Source organism: Kocuria dechangensis (assembly GCF_014636775.1).
GTDB classification, from domain to species: domain Bacteria; phylum Actinomycetota; class Actinomycetes; order Actinomycetales; family Micrococcaceae; genus Kocuria; species Kocuria dechangensis.
Map to the genome: position 1 here is coordinate 108,420 of NZ_BMEQ01000004.1, position 26,975 is coordinate 135,394.

General features: G+C 73.5%; 21 protein-coding genes. 10 read left to right on the plus strand and 11 right to left on the minus strand.

What is annotated here, in order from left to right:
* The first annotated feature begins 205 nt into the window (after positions 1-205).
* Genes IEW07_RS05540 through IEW07_RS05555 form a run of 4 tightly spaced genes read left to right on the plus strand, consistent with a single transcriptional unit; the run spans position 206 to position 6,050 of the window.
* Positions 206-1,189, plus strand: a complete 984-nt coding sequence (locus tag IEW07_RS05540) for an ABC transporter permease (protein ID WP_188535091.1) — start codon at positions 206-208, stop codon at positions 1,187-1,189.
* Positions 1,190-1,192: 3 nt separating this feature from the next.
* Complete coding sequence (locus IEW07_RS05545; protein ID WP_188535093.1) at positions 1,193-2,149, plus strand: ABC transporter permease; 957 nt, start codon at positions 1,193-1,195, stop codon at positions 2,147-2,149.
* The gene (locus IEW07_RS05550; RefSeq protein ID WP_188535094.1) at positions 2,142-4,355 is read left to right on the plus strand and encodes an ABC transporter ATP-binding protein; all 2,214 of its coding nucleotides are present in this window, start codon (positions 2,142-2,144) and stop codon (positions 4,353-4,355) included. The genes IEW07_RS05545 and IEW07_RS05550 overlap by 8 nt, the downstream gene beginning before the upstream one ends.
* Positions 4,356-4,364: 9 nt before the next feature.
* Positions 4,365-6,050 (plus strand): ABC transporter family substrate-binding protein, encoded by a 1,686-nt coding sequence (locus tag IEW07_RS05555; protein ID WP_188535096.1) that lies wholly within the window; start codon positions 4,365-4,367, stop codon positions 6,048-6,050.
* An 18-nt stretch (positions 6,051-6,068) separates the two neighbouring features.
* Here IEW07_RS05555 and IEW07_RS05560 read toward each other — a convergent pair whose 3' ends face one another.
* From IEW07_RS05560 to IEW07_RS05570, 3 genes are all read right to left on the minus strand, one after another.
* Positions 6,069-6,626: a PH domain-containing protein gene (locus tag IEW07_RS05560; RefSeq protein ID WP_188535099.1), complete on the minus strand. Its 558-nt coding sequence runs from the start codon at positions 6,624-6,626 to the stop codon at positions 6,069-6,071.
* A gap of 151 nt (positions 6,627-6,777) precedes the next feature.
* Positions 6,778-7,476, minus strand: a complete 699-nt coding sequence (locus IEW07_RS05565) for a maleylpyruvate isomerase family mycothiol-dependent enzyme (protein WP_188535101.1) — start codon at positions 7,474-7,476, stop codon at positions 6,778-6,780.
* Positions 7,477-7,612: 136 nt separating this feature from the next.
* Entirely contained in the window at positions 7,613-9,394 is a 1,782-nt protein-coding gene (locus tag IEW07_RS05570; protein ID WP_188535103.1) for an ABC transporter ATP-binding protein, read from the minus strand.
* 59 nt (positions 9,395-9,453) lie between these two features.
* Between IEW07_RS05570 and IEW07_RS05575 the strand changes: the two genes are divergently transcribed.
* A complete protein-coding gene (locus IEW07_RS05575) occupies positions 9,454-10,089 on the plus strand; it encodes a PH domain-containing protein (protein ID WP_188535105.1) in 636 nt (211 codons plus the stop codon).
* A gap of 20 nt (positions 10,090-10,109) precedes the next feature.
* On the opposite strand, the gene IEW07_RS05580 is transcribed toward IEW07_RS05575, so the two are convergent.
* The 5 genes from IEW07_RS05580 to IEW07_RS05600 all read right to left on the minus strand — a co-directional run bounded on the left by IEW07_RS05580 (position 10,110) and on the right by IEW07_RS05600 (position 17,407).
* Entirely contained in the window at positions 10,110-11,234 is a 1,125-nt protein-coding gene (locus IEW07_RS05580) for an ABC transporter permease (RefSeq protein ID WP_188535107.1), read from the minus strand.
* Entirely contained in the window at positions 11,231-12,766 is a 1,536-nt protein-coding gene (locus IEW07_RS05585) for an ABC transporter permease (RefSeq protein WP_188535109.1), read from the minus strand. Before IEW07_RS05585 ends, IEW07_RS05580 begins: the two co-directional genes overlap by 4 nt.
* A 98-nt stretch (positions 12,767-12,864) precedes the next feature.
* The gene (locus tag IEW07_RS05590; RefSeq protein ID WP_188535111.1) at positions 12,865-14,664 is read right to left on the minus strand and encodes an ABC transporter family substrate-binding protein; all 1,800 of its coding nucleotides are present in this window, start codon (positions 14,662-14,664) and stop codon (positions 12,865-12,867) included.
* 218 nt (positions 14,665-14,882) lie between these two features.
* The gene (locus IEW07_RS05595) at positions 14,883-16,028 is read right to left on the minus strand and encodes a winged helix DNA-binding domain-containing protein (protein ID WP_188535113.1); all 1,146 of its coding nucleotides are present in this window, start codon (positions 16,026-16,028) and stop codon (positions 14,883-14,885) included.
* Entirely contained in the window at positions 16,025-17,407 is a 1,383-nt protein-coding gene (locus IEW07_RS05600) for an MFS transporter (RefSeq protein WP_188535114.1), read from the minus strand. Before IEW07_RS05600 ends, IEW07_RS05595 begins: the two co-directional genes overlap by 4 nt.
* 171 nt (positions 17,408-17,578) lie before the next feature.
* On the opposite strand from IEW07_RS05600, the gene IEW07_RS05605 reads away from it, so the two are divergent.
* Positions 17,579-19,168, plus strand: coding sequence for a cation:proton antiporter domain-containing protein (locus IEW07_RS05605; RefSeq protein WP_188535116.1), 1,590 nt, complete (start codon positions 17,579-17,581; stop codon positions 19,166-19,168).
* A 42-nt stretch (positions 19,169-19,210) separates the two neighbouring features.
* Here the strand turns inward: IEW07_RS05605 and IEW07_RS05610 are convergent, their stop codons facing one another.
* Positions 19,211-22,030, minus strand: a complete 2,820-nt coding sequence (locus IEW07_RS05610; protein WP_229741598.1) for a cation-translocating P-type ATPase — start codon at positions 22,028-22,030, stop codon at positions 19,211-19,213.
* Positions 22,031-22,119: 89 nt separating this feature from the next.
* Here IEW07_RS05610 and IEW07_RS05615 point away from each other — a divergent pair, with 89 nt between their 5' ends.
* A complete protein-coding gene (locus IEW07_RS05615; protein WP_188535118.1) occupies positions 22,120-22,875 on the plus strand; it encodes a YoaK family protein in 756 nt (251 codons plus the stop codon).
* Positions 22,876-22,904: 29 nt separating this feature from the next.
* Here IEW07_RS05615 and IEW07_RS05620 read toward each other — a convergent pair whose 3' ends face one another.
* A complete protein-coding gene (locus IEW07_RS05620) occupies positions 22,905-23,771 on the minus strand; it encodes an aminoglycoside phosphotransferase family protein (RefSeq protein WP_188535120.1) in 867 nt (288 codons plus the stop codon).
* An 83-nt stretch (positions 23,772-23,854) separates the two neighbouring features.
* Here IEW07_RS05620 and zupT point away from each other — a divergent pair, with 83 nt between their 5' ends.
* Positions 23,855-24,640: a zinc transporter ZupT gene (gene zupT, locus IEW07_RS05625; protein ID WP_188535122.1), complete on the plus strand. Its 786-nt coding sequence runs from the start codon at positions 23,855-23,857 to the stop codon at positions 24,638-24,640.
* 96 nt (positions 24,641-24,736) lie between these two features.
* Positions 24,737-25,939: a globin domain-containing protein gene (locus tag IEW07_RS05630; protein ID WP_188535124.1), complete on the plus strand. Its 1,203-nt coding sequence runs from the start codon at positions 24,737-24,739 to the stop codon at positions 25,937-25,939.
* 13 nt (positions 25,940-25,952) lie between these two features.
* On the opposite strand, the gene IEW07_RS05635 is transcribed toward IEW07_RS05630, so the two are convergent.
* A complete protein-coding gene (locus IEW07_RS05635; protein ID WP_188535126.1) occupies positions 25,953-26,543 on the minus strand; it encodes a mismatch-specific DNA-glycosylase in 591 nt (196 codons plus the stop codon).
* Between the two features lie 45 nt (positions 26,544-26,588).
* Here IEW07_RS05635 and IEW07_RS05640 point away from each other — a divergent pair, with 45 nt between their 5' ends.
* Positions 26,589-26,957 (plus strand): DUF5655 domain-containing protein, encoded by a 369-nt coding sequence (locus IEW07_RS05640; RefSeq protein ID WP_188535128.1) that lies wholly within the window; start codon positions 26,589-26,591, stop codon positions 26,955-26,957.
* Positions 26,958-26,975: the final 18 nt, after the last annotated feature.

Genomic DNA, 26,975 nt, shown 5'->3' on the forward strand with positions numbered 1-26,975 from the left:
GTGATCCTGCCTACCCTGCCCGCTCCCGAGGCCTCGGGCCCGGTTCAGCCGGGGGCCGCCGTCCACAGTCCTCGCCGGGGCGATATCCATCTGACCAGTGAGAAGACTAGAATGTGCGGCATATCACAGGCGGGCCTTCTGCGGCGCCCCGGGATCCCGATCATCCCCGGACGCCGGCGATCTGCCCCGCGGAGCGAGGAGCCCGATGCTCAGCTACATCCTCCGGCGAGTGGTCAACTACGTGGTCCTCACCTTCCTGGCCACCGTCTGCGCGTACATGCTCACGAGCGCGTTCATGGACCCGACCCGTCGCTACCAGGGGCGGAACCCCCCGCTGGACCCGGAGAGCATCACCCGGACCGTCGACGAGCTGGGCGTCAATCCCGACGTCCCCGTGCTCGAACGCACCGGCGCCTGGCTGCACCGGCTGGTCACCGAGGGCTCCTTCGGCCGGACCATCCACCAGACCGACGTCCTGACGGAGATGGTGGCCCGGGCCGGGGTGAGCCTCCGCCTCCTCGTCGTGGGCTCCGTCCTGGCGGCGGTCCTGGGCGTGGCACTGGGGGTCTGGGGCGCGGTCCGGCAGTACCGGGCCGCGGACAGCGTCATCACCTACGCCTCCTACGTGCTGATCGCGACCCCCACGTTCGTCGGCGGGGTCGTCCTGATGATCCTGGCCACGCGGTTCAACGCCGCCGTCGGCGAGCAGGTCATCCGCTTCACCGGGGCCTACACGCCGGGTGTCCCCCCGGAGTTCTGGCCCCGGCTCGCCGACACCGTCTCCCACATGCTGCTGCCGACGATCGCCCTGACCCTGTTCGGGGCCGCCGCCTACTCCCGGTACCAGCGCTCCATGATGCTGGACGTCCTCAACGCCGACTACATCCGCACGGCACGGGCGAAGGGGCGGACGCGCACCTCGGCCCTGTGGCGCCACGGGGTGCGCGTGGCGGTCATCCCCATGACCACCTACTTCGCCTACAGCTTCGGCACCCTGCTGGCGGGCTCCACCTTCCTGGAGGTCGTCTTCAGCTGGAACGGCATGGGGCAGTTCACCATCGACGCGGTCACGCAGTCCGACGTCAACGCGGCCACCGGCGCCGTGTTCTTCGCCGCCGTGCTCGTCCTGATCTCCTCGACCCTCTCGGAGATCCTCTACGCCGCCCTCGACCCTCGTGTGAGGTCCTGACACATGTCCACTCCCGACGTCCGGGTCCTGCCCGGCGGCGAACCGGGCCCCGGCCCGGGCGCCGAGGGGCCCGGGCCGCGCCGGCGCCGCCCGGCGGCGTCCCCGGGCACCTCGCGGGCCGCCATGGTCCAGCGGCGGCTGCGCTCGATGCCGCGCTTCTGGGTCGGCGCGTCGATCCTCGTCCTCATGGTCCTGTGGGCGCTGTTCGGGAACATTCCCAACATCTACGGACCGGCCGACCAGGACCCGTTCGCCCTCAGCCAGGCCCCCTCCCTCCAGCACTGGTTCGGCACCGACCGGATCGGCCAGGACCTCTACGCCCAGGTCAACTCCGGGCTGCGCAAGTCGCTGGTCATCGGCCTGTTCGCCGGCCTGCTCGGCACCGCGATCGCCGCGGTGGTCGGGTCCGTGGCGGGCTACCTCGGCGGCAAGGTGGAGACCGTGATCGTGTGGTTCATCAACTTCCTGCTGGTGCTCCCCGCCTTCTACATCCTGCTCCTCTTCGCCCCGGCCCTGAGGGGTCTGAGCTGGGTGGCGATCATCGGGATCGTGGCGCTGTTCTCCTGGATGGTGACCGCCCAGGTCGTGAAGGCGCAGACCAAGTCCCTGCGGGACCGGGAGTTCGTGAAGGCCGCACGGTTCATGGGCCTGTCCACGCCCGTGATCATCGCCCGGCACATCCTCCCGAACGTGGCGTCGCTGCTGATCGTCGACGCGACGCTCGGCGTGGTGGGCGCGATCCTCGCGGAGACCTCCCTCTCCTACTTCGGCCTGGGCGTCCAGCCCCCCGACGTCTCCCTGGGCACCCTCCTGGCGGCCGGCACCCCCGGTGCGGTCACCCGGCCCTGGGTCTTCGTCTTCCCGGCGCTCGCCCTGGTCCTGACCCTCACCGCGACCAGCATCATGGCCGACGCGCTGCGGGACGCCATCGATCCGACCTCGGGGGCCGGCCGTGCGTGAGAGCACGACCGTCCGGGCCGGACCGGTCGTGCCGTCCGGCCCCTCGGAGGCCGTCCTGGAGGTGGACGGGCTCAGCGTGACGTTCCCGCAGCGGTCCGGCGACGTCCGGGCGGTCCGGGACGTGAGCTTCACCGTCCGCCGCGGCGAGTTCCTGGCCGTCGTCGGCGAGTCCGGCTCGGGCAAGTCGGTCTCCGCCACCGCCGTCATGGGCTTGCTGCCCAGCACCGCCCGGGTCACCGGTGACGTGCGGTTCCAGGACCGGTCCCTGCTGGGGATGAGCGACCGGGCGCTGTCCCGGCTGCGCGGGAACAGGATCTCCATGGTCTTCCAGGACCCGTTGTCCGCGCTGAACCCGGTGCACACGGTGGGCGCCCAGGTCGAGGAGGTCCTGCGCCTGCACGCCGCCTCGACAAGCCCGGCCGCCGCGTCCGCCCGGGCCGTGGAGCTGCTCCGGACGGTGGGCATCCCGGACGCGGCGCGGCGTGCCCGGGCCTACCCCCACGAGTTCTCCGGCGGCATGCGCCAGCGCGCGATGATCGCCATGGCGATCGCCAACGACCCGGACCTGATCATCGCGGACGAGCCGACCACCGCCCTGGACGTGACGATCCAGGCGCAGATCATGGAGGTCCTGCAGGAGGCGCGGCGACTCACCGGCGCCGCGGTGCTGCTGATCACCCACGACCTGGGGGTCGTGGCAGGCCACGCCGACCGCGTGGCCGTGATGTACGCCGGGACCGTGGTGGAGCAGGGCACGGTGGAGGAGATCTTCTACTCCCCCCGCATGCCGTACACCCTCGGGCTCCTCCGCTCCGTGCCCAACCTCACCACCGCGGGCACGGAGCGGCTCGTGCCCCTCGAAGGGCGCCCCCCGTCCCTCGACGCACTGGGCCCGGGATGCCCGTTCGCCCCCCGCTGCCCCCTGGTGGTGGACCGCTGCCGCCAGGAGGAGCCGGCGCTGCTGCCGGTGGGGACGGAGCGCCGCGGGCCGCTCCCCGGGGACCCGGGACGGGTGCACGCGGCGGCGTGCTGGCGCGCGCCGGAGCTGGAGTCCGGGGCCGTGCACGCGGCCGACGTCTTTCCCCGCCCGGCGGGCGTGGCCGCCCGGACCGTCGCCGACGACGGCGAGACCGTCCTGGAGGTCACCGACCTGGTGCGGCACTTCCCTCTCACCCGCGGTGCGGTGGTCAAACGACGGGTGGGCACGGTCCGGGCCGTCGACGGCGTGTCCTTCACCCTCCGCCGGGGCCAGACCCTCGGCCTGGTGGGCGAGTCCGGGTGCGGGAAGTCGACGACCGTCCTGGAGATCCTCGAGATGGCGCGGCCCCAGCACGGGACGATCCGGATCAACGGGCGCGACGTCGCGCAGCTGACGAAGGCGGAGCGGCGGCACCTGCGGCGGGACGTGCAGGTCGTGTTCCAGGACCCCATGGCCGCGCTGGACCCCCGGCTGCCGGTCGCAGCCCTCGTGGGCGAGCCGCTGACCGCGCAGGGCGCCGACCGGGCGACGATCTCCCGGCGGGTGGCCGAGACGCTGGAGCTCGTCGGGCTCGATCCCTCGATGGCCTCCCGGTACCCGCACGAGTTCTCAGGCGGGCAGCGGCAGCGCCTGGGCATCGCCCGGGCCCTCAGCACCGAGCCCCGGGTGCTGGTGCTCGACGAGCCCGTCTCCGCCCTGGACGTGTCGATCCAGGCCGGGGTGATCAATCTGCTCGAGGACCTGCGCGACCGCCTGGGCCTGTCCTACGTGTTCGTGGCCCACGACCTCGCCGTGGTCCGGCAGATCGCGGACACGGTCGCCGTCATGTACCTCGGGCGGATCGTCGAGCAGGGCCCCGTGGCCCCCCTCTACGCGCGGCCCCGTCACCCCTACACCCAGGCGCTGATCTCGGCCGTTCCCGTGCCCGACCCGGGCGTGGAGGCCGCACGGCGCCGCATCCTCCTCGAGGGCGACCTGCCGAGCCCCACCGCCGAGCCGCACGGGTGCCCGTTCCGCCCGCGGTGCCCCCTCTACCGGGTGCTCGACGAGGACGCGCGGTCCCGCTGCCGTGACGAGGAGCCGGAGCTGCGCGCACTGGGCCCGCTCACCGCCGCCTGCCACCACGCCGAGCGGAACCACCTGCTCGTGGCGGGCAGGAGCGGGGCGGGGACCCGGTCCCCCGCGCCCCGCGCGCACGAGGACCGGTCATCGGAGAACACGCCCTAGGAGGATCCCTTGGCACTCGCTCGCAAGAAGTGTGCGGCACTGTCGCTGATCGTGGCGGCCGCACTGACGACCTCGGCCTGCCAGCAGCAGGGCGGCGCCCCCGGCACGGGGGACGCCGCCTCGGAGGAGGCGCTGCCCAACGCGGACTACCAGCAGGTCGACCCCGCGCAGCTCCGGGACGGTGGCAACCTCACCTTCCCCATCACCGACATCCCCGCCAACTTCAACTCCGCCCACCTGGACGGCGCCCTGGTGGACAACAGCGACCTCAACGCCCCCCAGCTCGGCGGACCCGTCAGGATCACGCGGGACGGCAGCTGGGAGGTCGACCCGGACTACGCCGAGTCGGTCGAGGTCGTCCAGGACGACCCCACGGTCGTGGAGGTCCGGCTCAATCCCGAGGCCGTGTGGGAGGACGGCACCGCCATCGACGTCGAGGACTACATCGCGTTCTGGAAGGCCCTGAACGGAAGCGACAAGCAGTTCCAGCCCGCGTCCACGCAGGGCTACGAGGACATCCGGAGCATCGAGCAGGGCGACGACGAGCACCACGTCGTCATCACCTTCGAGCGCGCCTTCGCGGACTGGCCGAACTACGTCGGGGTCTCCCTCCCCGACGAGCGCTCCAGCGACCCGGAGGAGTTCAACACCGGGATGGCCGAGGAGCCGATGCTGTCGAACGGGCCCTTCCGGGCCAGGAGCGTGGACGCGCGCAACGGCGTCGTGGTGTTCGAGCGCAACGAGCGGTGGTGGGGTGCCACGCCCAAGCTGGACACGATCACCTTCCGGGTCGTCTCCCAGGCGTCCCAGGCCCAGGCCTTCGCCAACAAGGAGATCGACGTGGTGAACATCGGCACGGACGGCGACGCCTACCGGACGGCCATGGACCGTGAGGACGGGCGGGTCTACAAGTCCTCGGGACTGCTCTACACGCACCTGACCATGAACGCCACCCGCGGCCCCCTGGCGGACCGGGCCGTCCGGGAGGCCATCGGGACGGCCCTGGACCGGGACGTGATCGGCCAGGCCGCGGTCGGCCCCGTCGAGGCCCCGGTCGTCAATGTGGACAACTACGTCTACATGCCCGGCCAGAACGGCTACCAGGACAACTCCGGCGGCTGGCTCGCCCAGGACCCGGAGGCCGCGCAGCGGATCCTCGACGACGCAGGATGGGCGATGGACGGCGACGTGCGCCGCAAGGACGGCGAGGCCCTCGAGCTGACCATCGTGGTGCCGGCGGACACCCAGTCCAACGCCGCCCGCGCGCAGCAGGTGCAGAGGGACCTCAACGCGATCGGCTTCCGCGTCGAGCTGGAGACCGTGCCCTCGGACAAGTACTTCTCCGACTACGTCACGCCGAGGAACTTCGACATGGTCACGTTCTCCTGGCAGGGCACGGCGTTCCCCGTGACGACCTCCGCGAACCTGTTCTACCCGGTGGACTCGCCGCAGAACTACTTCGGGATCACCGACGACTCCATCGGCGAGATCTACGAACGGGCCACCTCGGAGCTCGACCCCGCCGCCCGGATCGGGCTCGCCAACGAGATGGACGGGAAGTTCTGGGGGATGCGGGCCATGGTCCCGTTCTACGCGACGCCCACCGTCGTCGGGGTCAGCGCCGACATCGCCAACCTGGGTGCGTTCCAGTTCTCCGGCGCCGAGAAGTGGACGGAGGTCGGCTACACCGGCTGACCCGGGAGCGCTGGCGGCTCAGCCGGCCGTCCCTGCCACGCACACCGCAGCGAGCACGGCCACCAGCACCCACTCCCCCGCGTGGACCCGGCTCCGGCCCGACGGCGCGTTCGGCCCGGCCGGGTCCTCGGCGCGGTGGTCCAGGTGGCTGTGCCATGCCCGGCTCAGGGGGTGCCCGGAGGTGGTCCCCCGGGATCCCGGCCGGCCGCGGCCCAGGCCCGGGCCGTTCCACACCTGGATCCGCCTCCCCCGCCACGACACGGAGACCGCCGGGCCCACCCGGACGTCGTCGAGCTCCCCGAACGGCAGCTCGTACTCGCGCAGGGGATTGACCACGACCACCCGGTCCCGGTGGATCTCCAGGCGGGGGCGCCACAGGACGGCGTGGACCACCACCGAGCCCAGCGCCAGCCAGGGCAGGCCGCCCAGGGCCACGTCCCACGCACCCCGGACCAGGGCGTCGGCCAGCAGGTACCCGCACAGCGCCCAGACGAGGACGGGGATCGCCCGGGCCGACGCCGGCCGCAGCACCAGCGGCGCGCCGGCGTCCTCCGGACGGCCGTGACGGGTGCTCATCCCATCAGCCCGGACCGCGGTCGGGCACGGGCCGGCCGCTACCGGAGGAGAGCGCCGGCCCGCGCACGAGCAGGGTGCGGCCGCGAACAGCCACGGGCTCCACCGCCGGCTCCGCGCGCGCCGCGGATCACCTGCTGCGCACGGTCGCGGGTCACCAGGAGGGCAGGGCCGGCAACGGGCCGTCGGCCTCCACGTTCTCGGCGTCGCCGCGGGCCAGCCACTCCAGCAGCCCCTCGCGGTCGGACTCGACGCGCAGGGCGCCGTCGCCGATCACCCACTCGTCGCGCTCCTCGGTCACCAGGGTCATGCCCGGGGCGCCCTTGGCGCGCATGGTGCGCACGGCCGCCTCGAGGGCGTTGAGCAGCGAGTCGGGGTCGGCCTCCTCGATGGTCCAGGCGGTGTCGAGGTCGTGGTGGTGCACGACGACCTCGGCGATGCGCAGCGCCACGATGGAGGTCGCGGGGATCTGCTTGCCGTGCAGGTGCACCTCCTCGACGGCGAGCTCGCCCGTCAGCCGCTGGGCCTGCTCGGCGAAGTACGCGGCGGTCTCGCGCACCTTCTCGACCAGCTCCTTCCGGGGCAGGGCCGCCAGCTCCGCGATCTCCTGGTTGCGGGCCTCCGTCGAGGCGTAGGGAGCCTGCTCCTGGCCGGTGACGGCCCAGTCGATGAGCTTGACGAGGGCGCGCCCGTTGGAGGCGATGTGCGCGATGACGTGGGCCCGGGTCCACCCTCCGCACAGTGAGGGGGCCGCCATCTCGTCGTCGGACAGGGACTCGATGGTGGCCAGGAACATGTCGGTCTCGCGGCCGAGGCGGGACAGGTCCGAGTGCAGGCGTGCCGGATTGATCATGCTGTCACCCTATCCACGGGCCAGGACGCGGGCCACCGGCCACAGCGGGTGATCCATACCCAGATCGTACGAGTGGCCCCCCGCCGGGGCCCCGGCGGGAGCCGCGCCCGGTCCCCGGCTGCGGGGGCCGCGCCCGTCAGGACCCGGCCGCCCGCAGCCGGGCCCGCAGCTCGCGCCGCTCCCGCTGCGCCTCGGGGTCCGGCAGCGGCACGGCGGCCAGCAGGCGGCGGGTGTAGTCCTCCTGCGGGGAGCGCAGCACCTGCTCGCGCGAGCCCTGCTCCACGATCCGGCCGGAGCGCATGACCGCGATCCGGTCCGCGAGCTGGTCGATCACCGCGAGGTCGTGGGTGACGAACAGGCACGCGAAGCCCATCTCCGCCTGGAGCTGCTCGAACAGCTCGAGCACCTTCGCCTGCACGGACACGTCCAGGGCGGAGGTCGGCTCGTCAGCCACGAGCAGCTTCGGCGCCAGGGACAGCGCCCGGGCGATGCCCACGCGCTGCTTCTGCCCGCCCGAGAGCTCGTGCGGGTACCTGTTCCGGTAGGAGCGCGGCAGCTCCACCCGGTCCAGGAGCTCCTCGATGCGCCGCTGGAGCACGGCCCCCTTGGCCCGCCCGGCCAGGTACATCGGCTCCCCGATGGACTCGCCGATCGGCAGCCGCGGGTTCAGCGAGGACGAGGGGTCCTGGAAGACCATGCCCACGTGCTTGCGGACCGCCTCGACCCGGCGCCGGGACGCGCCGTGCAGCTCCTGGGCGTCCACCACGAGCGAGCCCTCGACGACGGGCAGCAGCCCCACCGCGGCGCGGCCGATCGTGGTCTTGCCGGAGCCGGACTCCCCCACGAGGCCGAGCACCTCGCCGGCGGCGATCGTGAGGCTCACGCCCTCGACCGCGCGGAACGCGGGGTTGCGGCCCTGCCGGGGGTACTCGATCGCGACGTCGCGCAGCGCCAGCACCGGCTCCCGCACCCGCACCGCGGCGGTGTCCGCGGCGGGCTCGCGGCCGAGGGCCCCGATCCGGCCCTCGACGGCCCGCTCGAGGGAGGCGACCATGTCCACCGCCTCCTCCCCCGCGCCGCCGCGGCCCAGGTGCGGGACCGCCCCGAGCAGGGTCTGCGTGTAGGGGTGGGCGGGGCTGCCGAAGATCTGCGCGGCGGTCCCGGTCTCCACGATCCGGCCGCGGCGCATCACCACGATCCGGTCGGCGAGGTCGGCGACCACGCCCATGTCGTGGGTGATGATCACGACCGCCGAGTGCAGCTTGTCCTTGAGGTTGCGGATCAGGTCGAGGATCTCGGCCTGCACGGTGACGTCCAGGGCCGTGGTGGGCTCGTCGGCGATCAGCAGCCGGGGGTCGCAGGCCAGGGACTGGGCGATCATCGCGCGCTGGCGCTGGCCGCCCGAGAGCTGGTGCGGGTACGAGCGGAACGCCTTCTGCGGGTCCGGCAGCTCGACGAGGCGCAGCATCTCGAGGGCCCGCTCGGCGGCCTCCGCCGGCGAGACGTCCCGGTGCAGCCGGACGGTCTCCACGATCTGCTGGCCCACGGTGTAGACGGGGTTCAGCGCGGTCATCGGCTCCTGGAAGATCATGGCGACCTCCTCGCCGCGCACCCGGCGCAGGGCGCTGCCGGTCAGCCCGACGAGCTCCTGGCCCGAGAGCTTCGCGGAGCCGCGCACCCGGGCGTTCGAGGGCAGCAGGCCGAGGATCGACATGGAGCTCGCGGACTTGCCGGAGCCGGACTCGCCGACGATCGCGAGCACCTCCCCCGCGTCCACGTGGTAGCACAGGTCGATCGCGGCGGGCACCCACTGCTGGTCCACGCCGAAGTCCACGCTGAGGTGCTCGACCTGCAGGACGGGCACCCCCTCGGCGCCGCGGCGCGCCGGGGCCAGGACGGTCGTGCTGCTGGAGCTCATGGTCGGGGTCTCCCGTTCTCGGTGGTGGGGCGGGGACGGGCGGGGCAGGAGTGCCTAGCATGGCTTCCGTGCCCTCGACCGCGTCCCCCCTCGTCTTCCGCTCCGCCGCCGCCCCGTGGCTCACCGGCTTCCTGGTGGCGCTCGGGGCCGCGGTCGCGGTGCTGGGGCTGGCCGGCGGGCCGGCCTCCGCGGTCGCGTCCGTGCTGGTCGGCGCCGCCCTGGGCCAGCTCGGCTGGTGGCTGTACTGGCGCCCGCGCGTGGTCGTGGAGGACGGGGGCGTGCGGATCGTGAACCCGCTGCACACCGTCGTGGTGCCGTGGCGGGCGCTCGTGGACGTGCGGACCCGCTTCACCCTGACCCTGGTCACGCCGCAGGGCGCGTGGTCGTGCTTCGCCCTGCCCTCCGGCGGCGCCTCGGCCGCGCTGCGGGGCAGCCCGGGGGATCTCCGGGGGACGCACCCCTCGGCCCGCCCGGACGGGACCCTCCGCCCGGGCGACCTGCTCGGCACCCGCGGCGGGGCCGCGGCGGACCTGATCCGCCGCCGCTGGCAGTCGATGGTCGAGGACGGCACCCTGGACGTGTTCGCGGACCGGGACGCCGACGACGACGCCGTGCGCACCGAGCTGCACCCCGTCCCCGCCCTGGTGCTGCTGGTGCTGGCGGGCCTGGCGGCGGCGGGCCTGCTGGCGGGCTGAGGCGCCCCCGCGGCGCGCGCTCACCGGGGGGCCCCGTCGCCGGCCACGGCCGTGGAGCCGGTCCGCTCCGCGGCGTCCTCGGCGGGGAGCGCGGCCTCGCGGGCCTTCTTCGGGTTGAACTTCCTCTGCCGCGGGTCGAACGCGTCCCGCAGCCCGTCGCCGACGAAGTTGATGGTCAGCGCGATGGTCACGATGAACACGCCGGGCCACCAGAACAGCCACGGGCGGGTCACGAACGCCGTCTGGTTGGCGCTGATCAGCCGCCCCAGGGACCAGTCCGGGGCCTGGACGCCGAAGCCCAGGTAGGACAGCGCCGTCTCCAGGAGGATGGCCGAGGACATCAGCAGGGTCACGTTGACCGTGATCACCCCGACCGTGTTGGGCAGGATGTGCCGGAAGATGATCCGCCCGCTCGAGGCGCCGGCGAGCCGGGCCGCGTCCACGAACTCGCGCTCGCGCAGGGACAGGAACTCCCCGCGCACCAGGCGGGCGAGGGCGGGCCACGAGGCGGCGCCGATGAGCAGGCCGAGCACCACGACGGTCGCCGAGGTGGGCCAGCCCTGCCGGCGGACGTACTCGCTGGCCATCTTGCCGAGCAGCGCGGCGATGATGACCAGCGGGATGATGATGATGACGTCGGTCAGGCGCATCAGCACGGCCTCGGTCAGGCCCCGGAAGTAGCCGGCCACGCCGCCCACGACCGTCCCGACCAGGCCCGCCACGACGCCCACGATGAACATCACCAGCAGGGAGTACTGGGTGCCCTGCATGGTCATGGCGAACAGGTCGCGGCCCAGGTTGTCCTGCCCGAACGGATGGTCACCGATCCGCAGCGGGTCCAGGCCCATGGTGGGGGCCCCGCCGGCCAGGAGAGGGCCGGTGGTCGTGGGGTCCCACTTCCACCACCCGGGCACCGGGCCCACCCCGATCGAGGTGACGGAGAGCAGGACCACGAAGGTCAGGGCCGCGAGGGAGACCACGGCGGCGGTGTTGTGCAGGAACCGCCGCCGCACCAGCTGGCCCTGGCTCCTGCCCCGCGTCTGCTCCGGGGTCTCGCCGGGGGCGGTGTGCGGCCGGTCGTCGGCGGCCTCGTCGACGGTGCTCTCGGGGTCGCCGGGGACCTGGCCGGGGAAGTACTGGCTCATGCTTTCACCCTCACTCGGGGGTCGAGGACGGAGTAGACGAGGTCGGCGAGGAGGTTGAAGACCATCGCCACGATCCCGGTCACGAGGAACACGCCCATCACCGGGTTCGGGTCCACGTTGTGCACGGAGTTGACGAACAGGTTGCCCATGCCGGTGAACGCGAAGACCTGCTCGGTGATGATCGCCCCGCCGATCAGGGCCCCGATGTCGTAGGCCACGAGGGTGGCGAGGGGGATCAGGGCGTTGCGGAAGGCGTGGCGCATCACCACGGAGCGCTCGGAGACGCCCTTGGCGCGGGCGGTGCGCACGTAGTCCTGGTTCATGATCTCGAGCATCGAGGCCCGCGAGTACCGGCTGTAGCTGGCCAGCGCCAGCAGCGTGAGGGCAATGGTGGGCAGCAGCAGGTGGGTGAACAGGTCCAGGCCGGTCATCCAGAAGTCCCCCGACATGCCCGGGGTGGTGGACCCGGCGGTCGCGATCGGGCGGCCCCGGATCCGGCCGTGGTCGAGGTACTGGGGCCAGGACTGCATGAAGCGGTCGAGGACCACGAGACCCATGACGAGCAGCCCGGTGACCGCGCCGACGCGGACGTTCTGGCCGCGGTCGTAGCCGCCGGACAGCCGCCCGATGCCGGCGCCGAGCGCCGTCGTGGCCGCCAGCAGGAGGACCACGACGCCGAGCCCGCCCTGCGCGAACAGCCCCTGGACCGGGAAGTAGAGCAGCAGGCCGGCGCCCACGGTCGCCAGCCCGCCGTACAGGGCGCGCCGGTTGCGCAGGCCCGCCAGGAGGAACGTGGCGACGACGGCCACGAGCACGCCCGTGAGGGCGATGAGGGGGATGCCGAGGGCCGGCTGCTGGAACCAGTCGGTGGCGAGGAGGAACCACAGCACCGCGGCGGTGAGCACGAAGCCCGTGGCGCCGAGCAGGAGGCGGGTGCGGCGGGCGCCGTAGGAGGCCACGTACCAGCCGAGGCCCACGACGGCGGACACGCCCAGGACGGTGGCCCAGGAGACCACCGGGTCCAGGAGGAAGTTGTTGAAGCTGATGGCCGCGAACTCCTTGAGCAGCACCGCGAGCCAGAAGCTGGGCAGGGAGAAGCAGAGGAAGGTGAAGAACGTGACGGTGTAGTCGAGGCCCGAGTACTGGCGCAGGGCCGAGACGATGCCGAGGGTGATGCCCACGACGATGGCCAGGACGGTCCCGGCGGTGACGAGCAGGAGGGTCTGGACCACGGCGGCCGCGAGCAGGCCGGTCACCTGCTGGCCCTCCACCGTGACCCCGAGGTCGCACGTGGCGGCGAACGGGGCGAGGCAGCCGAGGGCCCCGCCCAGCCAGTCGAAGTAGCGCAGGACGGGAGGGGTGTCGAGGTTCAGCGCCTCGACGCGGGCGGCGATCAGGCGTTCGGAGTTGGGGACGCCGTAGAGGTCGCCGAGGGGGTCGCCCGAGAGCGCGGTCATCATGTAGACGATGAACGACGCCCCGAAGAGGATGAGCACGGCAGTGATGAGCCGGCGCAGGACGTAGGAGAGCATGGTGTTCCTCGGTGGGAGAGGTCGGGGTCCGGCCGCGGGTGCCGGGTCCTGGGACCCGGCACCCGCGGCCTCAGCTGAGCTGGTCCGCCGTCACGTGCTCAGCCGCGGCTCCACTCCCAGAAGTTCCAGAAGACGCCGGTCTGGTTGGCCATGTACTCGACGCCGTTGACGTCCTCGGCCACACCGAACATGCCCGGGGACTGGAACAGCGGCAGGCCGTAGTCGTCCTCGAACAGGATCCGGTCCATCTCGTACATCTTCTGCCGGCGCTCCTCCTCGTCGAGCGTCACGCGGGTGTCCGTGGCCAGGGCGTCGACCTCGGGGTTGGAGTAGGAGTTGTAGTTGCCGCCGCCGCCGGCCTTGAAGATCTGGGTCAGGGCCTCCGTGCCGACGCCCGGGCTCACCCAGCCGAACAGCGAGGTGTCGTAGTTGCCCTCGGCGAGCTTCTCGCCCCACAGCGGGTCGCCGAGGTCCTCGACCGTGAAGCCGGCCTGCTCCGCGGACTCCTTGATCAGCGCGAAGGTGTCCACGCGCACGGGGTTCTCGGAGTTGTAGAGGATCCGGACGGTCGGGGTCCTGCCGTCGAGGAGCCGGCGGGCGCCCTCGATGTCGGGCTCCGCCGGGTACTTCTCGGCCGCGCCGTTCTCGGCGACGGCGCCCTCGTAGGCCTCCTCGCTGGTGACGAACAGCTGCGAGTTCAGGACCTCGGAGTTCTCCACCACGGGCTTGATCAGCTGGTCGAGGATCTGCTGGCGCGGGATGGTCTTCAGGAACGCCTCGCGCACGGCCTGGTCCTCGAAGATGTCGGCGCCGAAGTTGAGGTCCACGTGGTCGTAGGCCAGCTGCGGGCCCTCGAGCACCTGGACGCCCTCGATCGAGGAGACCTGGTCCATGGTGTCCTTGGTGACCGAGACCGGGGCCATGATGTCGACCTCGCCGTTGCGCAGGGCCTGGATCTGGGCGGTGGAGTCGCCGATGGTCCGGACGGTGATCTCGTCGACCTGGCCGACGTGGTCCCCCTGGTAGTTCTCGTTCTTCGACAGCGTGACCGACTGGTCCTTGACGATGTCCGTGATCACGTACGGGCCGTTGGACACGAGCAGGGACTCGTCCGAGGGCATCTCCGCGAAGTTGAAGGCGGTGTCCCAGGCCTCGGCGATCTGCTCGACCTCGGGCCGCTCCCGGGGGCTCTCGGGGTCCCCCTGCGGGGAGTCCCGGAGCGCGGCGAGCAGGTCCTCCTCGGACATCCCGGCCTGCTCCGCGACCACGTGGGCGGGCTGGAGGTAGCCGTCGCTGGCGGAGAGCGCCAGCTCCCAGTCGGCGTGCGGCTCGTCCCAGGTCAGCGTCATGGTCCGGCCGTCCTCGCTGAACTCCGGGAGGTCCGTGCCGTCAAGGATGTCGGTGGAGCCGGCGATGGAGAAGTAGTTCGCCCCGGACTCGACGTCGCCCGCCTCGCTGGTCTTCGCGTCGTTGTAGTAGCCGGAGGTGGTCGCCCACCACAGCATGAGGTCCGCCTGGTCGACGGCGTTGCCGTCCGACCACTGCTGGTCCTCGCTGATCGTGTACTCGACCGTGAGCGGGTTCTCGGAGACGACCTCGTAGGTGCCGAAGCCCTCGTTCTTCACGACGTTGAGCTCGGAGTCCACGAAGGTGAAGCCCTCGCGGATCATGTAGTTGATCTTGCCGTTGATGTCCTTGTTGTGCTCCGTGGTGGCGGAGTTGACCGACGTGAAGTTGTTGGTCTCGGCCACGGTGATGACGCCGCCGGAGCCCTCCCCGCCGGCGCCGCCGGTCTCCTCGTCGCCGCCGGACGGGCCCCCGACGCTGGCGCAGGCGCTCAGCGCGAGGGCTGACGCCGCGGCCAGTCCCAGGGCCTTGGTTCCGCGATCGAATCGCATGTCGTTCTCCTCGGTCGTGATAACGGATCGTGAGCCTGCCGCGCACTGCGGCCAGGGGGAGCCCATGACGTGACCCAACTCACAGATGTCACACATTACCCCTGCGTAGATAGCTCGTCAGCACGAAACCCCCGGGGAAACGCATCGTTTACCGAAACGATAAGTATCCGATACTCCGGGTCCCGACACAGGCCCTCCGGGAGGCCTGCGGGCGCCGCTCAGGGCAGGGCCGGCAGCCGGGCGAACGCCCGCTCGGCGGCGCGCCGACGGGCGGGCGAGAGCTCCTCGAAGGGCTCCAGCACCAGCTCGTCCCCGGCGGCGCGGCGGCGCCGGCCCCACGTCCCCACGATCCGCCCGCCCGCGACCACGACCGGGCGGAAGACGCCGTTCCCACCGGGGACGATGCGCGCGGCGCGGTCCTCGGCGAGCACGTGCGAGCGGTCGCCGTAGCCGAGCACGAACTCGTCGAAGGACGGCAGCAGGAAGACCCCGGCGGCCCGGCGGGCGGCGCGCGGCAGCTCCTCGAGGACCTCCGGGGCGCACCACAGCTCCCGGCCGCGGCGGTCGTGCACCGCCACGACGTCGTCGAGCCCCGCGGCCGCGGCGCGCACCACGGACTTCGGCAGGGCGGACCAGCGCGCGGCGTCGTCGAGGGAGACCGGTCCGTGACCGCGCAGGTAGCGCCGGAGCCAGCGCACGACGACGGGCGGGACCCCCTCGTCCCCCGGTGCGGCAGGGCCGGCGTCCCCCGGTGCGGCAGGGCCGGCGTCCCCCGTCACGGGGACGGGCAGCCAGTCCGCCACGGGCACCACGAGCTGGTCCCGCGCGTCGCCGGTGAGCGGGCCCAGGCACAGGGTGGCCTCCAGGTGCAGGGCGAACATCAGGTGGTAGGCGCGCCCCGGAACCCCCAGCAGCCCGGCCTCCTCCCACGCCGCGTGGAGGCGCTCGCGCGGCTGGGGGCCGTGGCGCAGGGCGGCCAGCGCCGTGCCGCGGGCGGCGTCGAGGACCTCGTCGACGCCCAGGGCCCGGCGGCGGGCGGCCACCGAGGCCGCGGTGCGGGGCCCGAGCACGGCGAGCCACGGCCGCAGCTCCTCGGCGGGCACGAGGTGGAGGGTCCCCCGCATGGGCCAGGTGCGCACCACGCGGGCCTCGTCGAAGGCCTCCCGCAGCCCGGCGGCGCCGGCGGCCCGGCGCAGCCCCACCGCCACGAGCGCCCCCGGCAGGTCCTGGGCCTGGACCGCGCCGAGCCGGCGCACCACGTCCTCGGGCGCGACGTCGGCGGGCGCCACGAGCCCGTGGGAGACCAGCCGCGCCAGCCCCACCTCGCGGTCGGTGAGGACCGGGACGTCCGGGGCCGCGGTCATCGCAGCGCCCGGCCCCGCTGCTCGGGCATGGCGAACGTGGCGAGGGCGGCCAGCAGGAACGCGGCGCCGAACGCGGCGAAGACCGCGATGAGGTCGTAGCGCTCCCCGCCGAGGCGCAGCAGCAGGGGCACCGACAGGGGCGCGAGGATCGAGGCGACGCGGCCGAAGGCGGCCGCCGCGCCCGTGCCCGTGCCCCGCACCGAGGTGGGGTACAGCTCCGGGCCGATGGCGTAGAGCGCCCCCCAGGCGCCCAGGTTGAAGAACGACAGGGCCATGCCGGCGCCGATCACCTGCCACGCGATCACGACCGTGCCCATCGAGGCGATCCCGAACAGCACCGCGCTGACCGCCGAGCCGGCCAGGAAGACGGCCAGGGTGATCCGCCGGCCCCACACCTCGATCAGCCACGCCGCGACGGCGTAGCCGGGCAGCTGGGCCAGGGTGATGATCAGGACGTAGCCGAAGGAGCGGGTCAGGGTGAAGCCCTGCTGGACCAGCAGCGTGGGCAGCCACGTGAACGCCCCGTAGTAGGCGAAGTTGATGCAGAACCAGACGGTCCACAGGGCGGCCGTGCGGCGGCGCAGCGCGGCCGACCAGATCCCGCGGGCGCCCTCCGCGGCGTCGGGCGCCGCGGAGGGGGGCTCCTCGGCGGCCTCGGACCGGCCGCCGCCCAGCGGCCGGGCGCGCTCGAAGGCCCGCACGGCCTCCTCGGCCTCGTCGGCGCGCCCGGCGCCCTCGAGGAAGCGCACGGACTCCGGCAGGGCCCGGCGCACCACCACGGCGTAGAGGGCCGGGAGGACGCCGATCGCCAGGGCCCAGCGCCAGCCCTCCTCGGAGGACGGCACCACGAAGTAGCCCACCAGGGCCGCGAGGATCCACCCCACGGCCCAGAACGACTCGAGGATCACGACCAGCCGGCCCCGGATCCGCCGCGGGGCGTACTCGGAGACCAGGGTCGAGGCGACCGGCAGCTCCGCGCCGAGGCCGAGGCCCACCACGAAGCGCAGCGCCACGAGGGCCGCCAGCGTGCCGACGAGCGCCGACGCCCCGGTGGCGAGGCCGTAGACGAGCAGGGTCAGGGCGAAGACCTGGCGGCGGCCGATCCGGTCGGCGAGCAGCCCGCCCAGGCCGGCGCCCACGGCCATGCCCACGAAGCCGATCGAGGCGAGCAAGGACAGCTGCCCCGCCCCGAGCCCCCACTGCTGGGCCAGGGCGGCCATGACGAACGACACGAGGCCCACGTCCATGGCGTCCAGCGCCCAGCCCACGCCGGAGCCGACGAGCAGCTTCCGGTGCTGGGTGTTGAAGGGCAGGCCGTCCAGGCGCTCGGTGCGGGTGGGCCCGGCGGTGCTGCCCGCCGGACGGGGGGTCTGGTGCATGCTGCGGGTCCTTCCCCGTGGACTGGGCTCTGCGCCCAACTCTAGGCGGTCCGGGCGGGCCGGCGCCCGTGGCGGCGCGCGGTGCCGGAGGGGCGCCGCCACCGGCCGGGGCGGCGCGGCGCGCCCTACACTGGTGACGTCCCCGCCCACCCGCCGACGAGGGAGCTGCCAGTGTCGACAGTCGCCGTGTACCTCGTCGTCGTGTTCTGCGGGGGCGCGCTGGCCGTCCTCTTCCGGCTGCCCCCGCTGATCGGGTTCCTGGCGGCCGGCTTCGTGCTCAACGGCCTGGGCGTGGAGCGGCTCGACGCCGTCGACCAGCTCGCCGACCTCGGCGTGACGCTGCTGCTGTTCGGCATCGGGCTGAAGCTGGACGTGCGCTCGCTGCTGCGCAAGGAGGTGTGGGGCACCGCCGGCCTGCACGCGGCGCTCAGCACCGCCCTGGGCGCGGGCTTCCTGGGGCTGCTCATGGTCGTCGGGCTGCAGCTGCCGGAGGAGAGCCCGAGGTCCCTGCTGCTGGCCGGCTTCGCCCTGTCCTTCTCGAGCACCGTGCTCGTGTTCAAGGTGCTCGAGGACCGCAGCGAGACGACCTCCCTCTACGGCCGCGTGGCGATCGGCATCCTCGTGGTCCAGGACATCGCGGCGGTGGCGTTCATCACCGTCACCGGAGAGGGGTGGCCCAGCCCCTGGGCGCTGGCGCTGGTGCTGCTGCTGCCGGGGGCCTGGCTGTTCCGCCGGGTCTGGGACCGGATCGGGCACGGCGAGATGCAGGCGCTGTTCGGGATCGTCATGGCTCTCGTGCCCGGCTACCTGGCCTTCTCCGCGGTGGGCCTCAAGGGGGACCTCGGGGCCCTGGTGGTGGGCGTGCTGCTGGCCTCCCATCCCAACGCCGGCGAGCTGTCCCGCGCCCTGTTCACCTTCAAGGACCTGCTGCTCGTGGCGTTCTTCGTCTCGATCGGGTTCCACGGCCTGCCGGACCTCGGGACGGTGGCCATGGGGCTGCTGCTGCTGGCGCTCCTCCCGGCCCAGGCGCTGCTGTTCGTGCTGCTGCTGTGGGGCTTCGGCCTGCGCCGGCGAACCTCCGCGCGGGCGGGCCTCGCCCTGACGAACTACTCGGAGTTCGCCCTGATCGTCGGCGCCGTCGGCGTGTCCACGGGGCTGCTCGTCGAGGAGTGGCTCGTGATGCTCTCCGTGGCGGTCGCGGCGAGCTTCGTGGTGTCCACCCTCCTGAACCGGCGGGGGTCCCCCCTGCCGACGGCCCTGGCCGGGCTGCTGCCGGAGCACCCCGAGCGGAAGCTGCACCCGGAGGACCGGCCCATCGACATCGGCCACGCCGAGGTGCTCGTGCTCGGCATGGGGCGGGTGGGCCAGGCTGCGTACCGGGAGTTCGCCGACGAGTACGGCTTCTCGGTGGTGGGCATCGAGAACTCCACGGACCGGGCCGAGCGCCTGCGCGCGGAGGGCTTCGACGTGCAGAGCGCGGACGCGACGGACACCGAGTTCTGGGAGCGGGTGATCGCGACCGGCCACGTGCAGGTGGCCGTGCTGGCCATGCCCTTCCACGGCTCCAACGTGGTGGCCCTCCAGCAGCTGAGCGCGAGCGGGTTCTCCGGGGCGGTGGCCGCGGTGGCCCAGTACGACGACGAGGTGCAGGAGCTGCGGGCGCGCGGTGTGCGCACCGTCTTCAACCTCTACAGCGGCGCGGGCATCGCCCTGGCCTCGGAGACGATCGAGGCCCTCGGGCTCCCGCCGACCGAACGCTGAGCGGGCCCCGGCCGGACGCCGTGCGGGCGGGCCGCGAGCGGGTCAGGCCGACGCCCCGGCGGGCCGCGGGCGGCGGGCGGACCGCCGTACGAGCTTGGCCAGCTCCTCGGCCCACAGCACGATCGAGGCCATCCCGACGGCCACCGCCCAGTGCGCGAGGTCCAGGGGCTGCGTGCCGAACGCGACCTGGAGCACGGGGACGTGCACGACGAGCACCTGCAGCGCCGCGGCGAGGGTCAGCGCCCCCCACAGCCAGGGGTTGACGAACATGCGGTGGAAGGCGCTGGAGAGGTCCGAGCGGGAGTTGAGGGCGTTGAACAGCTGCGCGAACACCAGGGTGGTGAACCCGGCGGTGCGGGCGACCTCCAGGGAGTCCTGGCCCGGCACGAGCCCGCCCGGCAGGAAGATGTCGATGGTGAGCAGCGTGACGGCGGCCATGACGAGGCCCACGAGCCCGATCCGGGCCCACATCCGCCGGTCCAGGATCCGCTCGTGCGGCCGCCGCGGCGGGCGCGCCATGACGTCGTCGACCTCGGGGTCCACGCCCATCGCGAGGGCCGGGCCCGAGTCCGTGACGAGGTTGATCCACAGGATCTGCGTGGCGAGCAGGGGCAGCGCGATCCCGTCGGTCCCCGCGTCGGTGAGGCCCAGGACCCCGGCCAGGACCACCCCGAGGAAGACGGTGGCGACCTCGCCCATGTTCGACGACAGCAGGTACCGCAGGAACTTCTTGATGTTCTCGAAGATGACCCGGCCCTGGCGGATCGCCGCCACGATCGTGGCGTAGTTGTCGTCGCCGAGGATCATCCGCCCGGCCTCCTTGGTCACCTCCGTGCCGGTGATGCCCATGGCCACGCCGATGTCCGCCGCCTTGAGCGCCGGGGCGTCGTTGACGCCGTCGCCGGTCATCGCCACGACGCTGCCGTCGGCCTGCAGGGCGGCGACGATCCGCAGCTTGTGCGCCGGGGCCACCCGGGCGAAGACCGAGACGCCGCGGACCGCCTCCCGGAGCTCCTCGTCCGTGAGCCCGTCCAGCTCGGCCCCGGTCAGGGCCGGTGAGCCGGGCGGGACGATGCCCAGGACCGCGGCGATCCGGGCGGCGGTCGTGGGGTGGTCGCCGGTGATCATGATGGTGCGCACCCCGGCGGAGTGGGCCTCGGCCACGGCGGCCGCGGCCTCCTCGCGCGGCGGGTCGATGATGCCCACCACCCCGAGCCAGACCAGGTCCTGCTCCGCGGCCTCCCCCAGGTCCCCGGGCTCGTGGTCGTGGACCCTGCGCACGGCCACGGCGAGGGTGCGGAACGCCTGCGCCGAGAGCTCCTCGACGGCCGCGGCCGCCTCCCGGCGCCGCACCTCGTCGAACGGCTCGACGGCGTCCCCGACCCGCACGCCCGAGCAGCGGCTCAGCAGGACGTCCGGGGCGCCCTTCGTGAAGAGGTAGCGCCGGCCGGTGTCCGTCTCGATCTCCAGGGCGGACATCATCTTCCGCTCCGAGGTGAAGGGCAGCTCCGCGGTCCGCGCGAAGTCGTCGGCGCGGTCGGCGGCGCCGTAGAGCTTGTGCACGGCGGTCAGGAAGGCCGCCTCGGTCGGGTCGCCCTGGACCGTCCACACGCCCGCGGCCTGGTTCAGCTGTGCGTTGTTGGCCCGCGCCCCGCCCACCAGCACGCCCCTGGCCTCCTGCAGCGCCTGCTCGGCGCCGGAGCGGGCCTCGACGACCGTGGCCTCCCCCTCGGGGGAGTACCCCGCCCCGGACAGCTCCACCGTCCCGGACGGGGTCACCAGCCGCTTCAGGGTCATCTCGTTGCGGGTCAGGGTGCCGGTCTTGTCCGAGCAGATCACCGACGCGGCGCCGAGCGTCTCCACGGAGTGCAGGTCCTTGACCACCGCCTGGCGCCGGGCCATGGCCCGCACCCCGATGGCCAGCACGAGCGAGATGATGGCGGGCATGCCCTCCGGGACCGCGGCCACGGCGAGGGACACGCCCAGCAGCAGCACGGTGACGAGGTCCTGGACGCCGCGCACGCCGTGGACCAGGACCACCGCGCCCATCACGACGACGGCGATGGCCACCACCCCCAGGCCCAGCGACCGGGACACGGCCGCGATCTCCTTCTGCAGCGGGGACGGCTCGATCCGGGTGCTCTCCAGCATGCCGGCGATGGCGCCCACCTCGGTCGCCATGCCGGTGGCCGTCACCACGGCGCGGCCCACGCCCTGGGCGACGGCCGTGCCCTTGAAGACCATGTTGCTGCGGTCCCCCAGGGCCGCGGGGGCAGGCAGCACCGCCGGGTCCTTCAGCTCCGCCTCGGACTCCCCCGTCAGCGACGCCTCCTGCACCCGGAGGGCCGCGGCCGAGAGCAGCCGCGCGTCCGCGCCCACGGCGTCGCCCTCGGCCAGGGCCAGGACGTCCCCGGGGACCAGCTCCGCCGACGGGACGGTCGTCAGCCGGCCGTCGCGCAGCACGGTGGAGTTCGCGGCGGTCAGCACGGCCAGCGCGGCGACAGCGTCCGCCGCCTTGGCCTCCTGCACGTAGCCCAGGACAGCGTTGGCCACCACGACGATCCCGATCACGAGCGCGTCCACGGGCACGCCCCGCGCGCCCTCGGCGGCCCAGGCGCCCAGCGAGATGACGATGCCGGCCAGCAGCAGGTAGATCAAGGGGTCCTGGAACTGGGCCAGGACCTTGCGCCACAGCGGCACCGGCGGGGCCGAGCGCAGCTCGTTGGGGCCGTGGCGCGCGAGCCGGGCGCGGGCCTCGTCCGCGGTGAGCCCCCGCCCGGGGTCGACCTCCAGCTCGGCGAGGAGCGACCGCGCCTCGCGCAGGGACGGGTCCTGGGTCGCGCTTCCGGTTCCGACAGCCACACCGCCATTGTCCCGCACGGACCGCCCCACGGCCGTGCGGACGCGGATCCCGCGAGGTGCACGGACCGCCGGGGGCTAGGCTCTGGCCCATGAGGGCCCGGATCGATCGCTACCTGCTCAACGTCGCGGGCCCGCGCCGCACCCCCGCGCTCAACCGGCACCTCGCCTACCTGCTGGCGCTGGTCGCGGGGATCCTGAACTCGGTCGGCTTCGTGGCCGTCGCGGTCTACACCTCCCACATGACGGGGCTCGTCGCGACGGTCGCGGACCACCTCGTGCTCGGCGACCTCCGCCTCGTCCTGGTGGGACTGCTGGCGCTCGCCGCGTTCACCGCCGGGGCCGCGTGCTGCGCCCTGATGTTCAACTGGGCGCGCCGCCGCGGTCTGCACAGCCGCTACGCGAACGTGCTCCTGCTGGAGGGCCTGATGATGATGCTGTTCGGGCTGCTCGCCGAGAGCGTCGTCCACGAGCACCGGGACCTGCTGTTCATCCCCGTCCTCGCCTTCACCATGGGTCTCCAGAACGCGGTGATCACCAAGATCTCCGGCGCCCAGATCCGCACGACGCACGTCACGGGCATGGTGACCGACATCGGGATCGAGCTGGGCAAGTTCCTCTACCGCAGCCGCCTGGCCGGCTCGGACCCTGTCTCGGGCGACGCCGCGAAGCTGAGGCTGCTGGCCGCGCTCGTGGCGCTGTTCTTCGCGGGCGGGGTCCTGGGGGCGCTCGGCTACCTCGCCGTGGGCTTCGCGGTCCTGGTGCCCACCGCGCTGACGCTGCTGGTGGCCGCGTGGCGGCCGCTCGCCGCGGACCTCGGCCGCCGGCCCCGCCCGCCCGCCGGCTGAGCCACGGGCCCGTCCCCCGCCGAGGACGATCAGGCGCCCCTCTGCACCGCCTTGCACAGCTGCACGAGCCCGGTCGCGTCCGGGCCGCGGTGGGCGGTGAGCGCGAACCGCACGAGCGCCCACGCGCGCAGCCGGTCCGCGTCCGCGTCCGCGGCGAGCGCCAGGGCCTCGAGCCGGTCCTCCAGGGCCGCGGCGAGCGCCCCGCCGCGCCCCGCCTCCGCGGTGCGGTCGCGCAGGGCCGGGACCAGGGCGAACTCGGGGACGGCGAGCACCGGCTCCGCCCGGACGACCAGCCAGGGCGCGCGGTCGGCCGCGCGCACCGCGCCGTAGTGGAGGTCGGCCGGCAGGAGGACCGCGTCCAGGTCGTCCCGCAGCAGCCGGCGCAGGGCGGCCACGGCCTGGAGCCGGAAGCGGCGGGGGAAGCGGGCGTCCAGCTCCGCGGCCCCCTCCAGCTCCGCCAGCCACCCCCGGGCCAGCCCGGACAGGGGCGGGAACGGCGGCCGGGGCGGGCGGGCGAGGACGCCGGCGAGCTCGCCCAGCACCCGGCACGCCTCCAGGACGGGCACCGAGTGCAGGTCCTCGGCCCGCGTCCGCTCGAGCAGCAGGACCCGCTCCGCCGGCTCGGCGCGGAGCAGCCGCACGGCGCCGCGCCCGCCCCACAGCCGCAGCGCCAGGTGCTCGTGCTCGGTCCCCGGCACCGGCCGGGAGACCCGCAGGACGGCCGCCTCCCCGGCGGGCGTCCTCACCGGCCGGAGCAGGGCGCCGTCGTCGGCCTCCCCGTCGATCTCCTCGTCGCCGTCCGGGGCGAGCTCCCACGCGGCCAGGTACCGCCGGGCGGTCGCGCGCGCCCGGTCCGCCCAGGCGCTGTCGGCCGTCGCGTCGTCCCTGCTCGTCACCGGTCCATTCTGGCGCACGGGCCCGCCCCAGCGTTCGCTAGACTGCGAGCGCCCACCCCGGAGGACCCGATGGAGACCCGCCCGTGAACGAGCTGCTGTTCGCCTCGGCCCTGACGCTGTTCGCGGGCCTCGCGACGGGGCTGGGCAGCTTCCTGGCGCTGATGACGAAGCGCACCGACGCGAAGTTCCTCTCCATCAGCCTCGGCTTCTCCGCCGGCGTGATGATCTACGTGTCGATGATCGAGATCTTCGTGAAGGCGCAGCGCGCCCTCGTCGCGGAGCTCGGCGAGCGCGGCGGGGCGTGGGCCACGGTGGGCGGGTTCTTCGCGGGGGTCGCCCTGATCGCGGTGATCGACCGGCTCGTGCCCGCCCCCGCGAACCCCCACGAGTTCCCGCACGACGACGACGGGCGCAGCCGGCGGCTGATGCGCATGGGCACGCTCACCGCGCTGGCCATCGCCCTGCACAACTTCCCGGAGGGCTTCGCGACCTTCGTCTCGGCCCTGCAGGAGCCCTCCATCGCGATCCCGGTGGCCGTCGCGATCGCCCTGCACAACATCCCCGAGGGGATCTCGGTGTCGGTGCCGATCTACCACGCCACGGGCAACCGCCGGAAGGCGTTCACCTGGTCGTTCCTGTCCGGCCTGGCCGAGCCCGTCGGCGGGATCCTCGGCTACCTGCTGCTGCGGCCGTTCCTCACCGACACCCTCTTCGGGGTCGTCTTCGCGGGGGTCGCGGGGATCATGGTGTTCGTCTCGCTGGACAAGCTGCTGCCCACGGCCCGGGAGTACGGCGAGCACCACCTGTCGATCTACGGGCTCGTGGCCGGGATGGCGGTCATGGCCCTGAGCCTGCTGCTGTTCGTCTGAGCACCCCGGCGGACCCTGGTGGACGGGAGGGGCCGGTGCTAGCTTGGCGGGACGCCGAGGAACCACCGCCGACGTCGCCGGACCCCAGGAGCCACAGTGCTGTCAGACACCTCGTACCCAGTCGTCAAGGCCACGCTTCCCGTCGTCGGGGAGAACATCCAGGAGATCGCCCGCCGCTTCTACGGGCACATGTTCGGCGAGCACCCCGAGCTGCTGGACGGGCTGTTCAACCGGGGCAACCAGGCCGACGGCCGCCAGCAGCAGGCGCTGGCAGGCTCCGTGGCCGCCTTCGCCGGCTACCTGGTGAACAAGCCGACCGAGCTCCCGGACCACCTGCTGTCGCGCATCGCGCACAAGCACGTGTCCCTGGGGCTGCGCCCGGACCAGTACCAGATCGTGCACGACAACCTGATGTGGGCCATCGTGGACGTGCTGGGCGACGCCGTGACGCCCGAGGTGGCCGCGGCGTGGGACGAGGTCTACTGGCTGATGGCGAACGTGCTGATCAACAAGGAGCGCGGGCTCTACGAGGCCGTGCGGCTCTCCCCGGAGACCATCTGGCGGACCTGGCGGGTCGCGGAGAAGGTCCCCGAGACCGAGGACGTCGTCACCTTCGTGGTCGAGCGCGTCGACGAGCGCGAGGTGAAGCCCTCCCTGCCGGGGCAGTACGTGACCCTCCGGATGGAGATGCCCGACGGCGTGCGCCAGCCGCGGCAGTACAGCCTCACCCGGGCCGACGACGGCCAGCATCGGCAGTTCGCCGTCAAGCGGGTGCGCGGCAACGGCACCCCGGCCGGGGAGATGTCCAACCTCCTCCACGACCGCGTGCAGGTGGGCGACGAGATCGAGCTCTCCGTGCCCTCGGGCGACGTGGTCCTGGAGTACACCGACCGTCCGGTGGTCCTGGCCAGCGCCGGCATCGGCGTCACCCCCATGGCGGGCATGCTCTCCCACATGGTCAAGGCCGGCGCCCAGCGCAAGGTCCTGTTCCTGCACGCGGACACCTCGCCGGAGGAATTCGCGCTGCGGGAGCAGGTGACGGAGGACCTCGGCAGCCTCCTCGACGGGACCATGGCCACCTGGTACGAGCAGCCCTCCGCCTCCCCCGCCGCCCACGAGCACGCGGGCCTCATGGACGTGAGCTCCGTGGAGCTGCCCCACGACGCCCAGTACTACCTGTGCGGCCCGCTGCCCTTCATGCAGTCGGTCCGCAGCGGCCTGATCGCCAAGGGCGTCCCGCCGCGGGACATCCAGTACGAGGTCTTCGGCCCGGACCTCTGGCTGGCCGACTTCGAGTAGTCCCGGGAGCGGGTCAGAGCACGCCCGCCGCCCGGGCGGCCTCGGCGAAGGCCGCGGCCAGGTCCGCCCGCGACGCGTGCGCGTTGAGGCCGCTGGGACTGGGCAGCGCCCACAGCTGGGCCCCGCAGAGCTCCTGGTCCTGGCGGCCGAGCACGGCCCGCGGCTGCGCGAACGCGTGCCGGTAGGCGGTGACCCCCGCCACGGCCACCACCGCGGGCCGGCGCTCGGCCACGAGCCGGGCCAGCCGCTCCCGGCCCGCCACGAACTCGGCCGGGTCGAGCTCGTCCGCCCGGGCGGTCGCCCGCGCCACGAGGTTGGTGATGCCGATGCCGCGGGCCACCACGTGCTCGCGGTCCGCCGAGGTCATCCCCGCGGAGCAGTCCACGAGCCGGTCGGTGAGCCCGGCGTCGTGCAGGGCCGGCCAGAACCGGTTGCCGGGCCGCGCGAAGTGCGCCTGGGTGGCGGCCGCCCACAGGCTCGGGTTGATGCCGCAGATCAGCAGTCTCAGCCCGGGACCGAGGAGGTCGGGCAGGCTCGTGCCCCGGGCTGCCTCGAGGTCCGCCCGGGACGGACGCGCGGTGCCGGACGGGAGCGGTGGTGCCATGCCGTCATGCTAGGTCCCGCCGGGCCGCCCGGGCATCCTGGGGGCATGCCGGACGACCAGCACGATCCCGGGACGCTCTTCGCGGGCTCCCCCGCCGGCCTGCGGATCCTCGCCGCGGTCCGGGACGCCGTCGGCGAGCTCGGCGGCGCGCAGGTCCGTGCGACCAGGAGCCAGGTGGCGTTCCGCCGCCGCCGCGGCTTCGCCTGGCTCTGGCGGCCCGGCATGTACGTGCGCTCCGACGTCCCCGCGGTGCTGTCGATCGCCCTGCCGCGGCGGCTGGCCTCGCCGCGGTTCAAGGAGGTCGTGCGGCCCTCCCCCCGGGCCTGGATGCACCACCTCGAGCTGAGCGCTCCGGAGCAGGTGGACGCCGAGGTGCACCGGTGGCTGCGCGAGGCGTTCGACGCCGCCGGCTGACCCGCGTGGCCCGGCTAC